General features: G+C 74.2%; 1 protein-coding gene. It reads right to left on the reverse strand.

The genetic code is table 11. The features are described 5' to 3' along the window. Window positions 1–90 precede the first annotated feature (90 nt). Window positions 91–669: a hypothetical protein gene (locus ACK4SE_RS13875; protein WP_409693883.1), complete on the reverse strand. Its 579-nt coding sequence runs from the start codon at window positions 667–669 to the stop codon at window positions 91–93. Window positions 670–803 lie beyond the last annotated feature (134 nt).

An 803-nucleotide genomic window follows, 5' to 3' on the forward strand; every position in this document is an offset into this window, starting at 1 on the left:
AGCGACAGCAGCGACAGCAACGACACAGGCAGGCGATGCAAGCAGCGACGCAGCGGTGATGAGGGGTGGGGTTGCGCCGCGCTGCAGGCGCTACGGCGGCCGCACCTGTTCCAGCGTGGGCAGCAGGCAGCGTGCCAGACACACGCGCCACTCCGCGCCGCGCAGCCCCCGTCCGTGCGACACCACCGCAGACGCCAGCGTCTGCAGCGCACAGGTCCGCACCTCGGACCGCGCATCCACCGCCAGAGCTCGCAGCCACCAGGCCAGCGCCGCCCACACGCGGGTACGGGGGACGCCACTCTCCCCCTCCCGCCGCGCCGCCGCCGCCGCCGCCTCGGCCTCAGCCGCGCTGGCAGTGGCCGCCGCCGCCACCGCCGCCAGGCTGGCCTGATCGGGGGAGCTCACTCCCTGCTGCTCCAACTCCTCAAAGTCCGCCGCCGCCGCCGCCGCCGCCTCCGCCTCCCCGCCACCGTCGCCACCACACTGCGTTAGCGCAAAGTCGCCCACCGCCCACAGCAGACCAATGGCCGTCAAGCTCGCATTCACGTCCGCGGTTTGCCCCGCGAAGGCGGCCACGCAGTGCAGCAGCGCACGCAGGCACCGCGGCGGCATCACGCTCAGCAAGTCATCCACCACCACGCGCAGCGCCTGGAAAGCGGCCTGCACCATGGCCGGGTCGCGGGAGTGCGCACCCCCGTCCCGCCCCCGCTCGTACCCTGACGCGAAGCCCTCCCGTGCGGGGGCACCGGGGGAGGCCAGGGAGTCGGGGGAGTACGTCGTGTGCAGCCCGGGGGACTTGCCGT

Origin of the sequence: Brevundimonas sp. (genome assembly GCF_046293315.1) — a bacterium.
In the GTDB taxonomy this organism is placed as follows: domain Bacteria; phylum Pseudomonadota; class Alphaproteobacteria; order Caulobacterales; family Caulobacteraceae; genus Brevundimonas.

Bases quoted from the DNA above. Each gene is read 5' to 3' on its own strand.
- ACK4SE_RS13875 (WP_409693883.1), bottom strand. From the start codon at position 669: ATGGTGCAGGCCGCTTTCCAGGCGCTGCGCGTGGTGGTGGATGACTTG.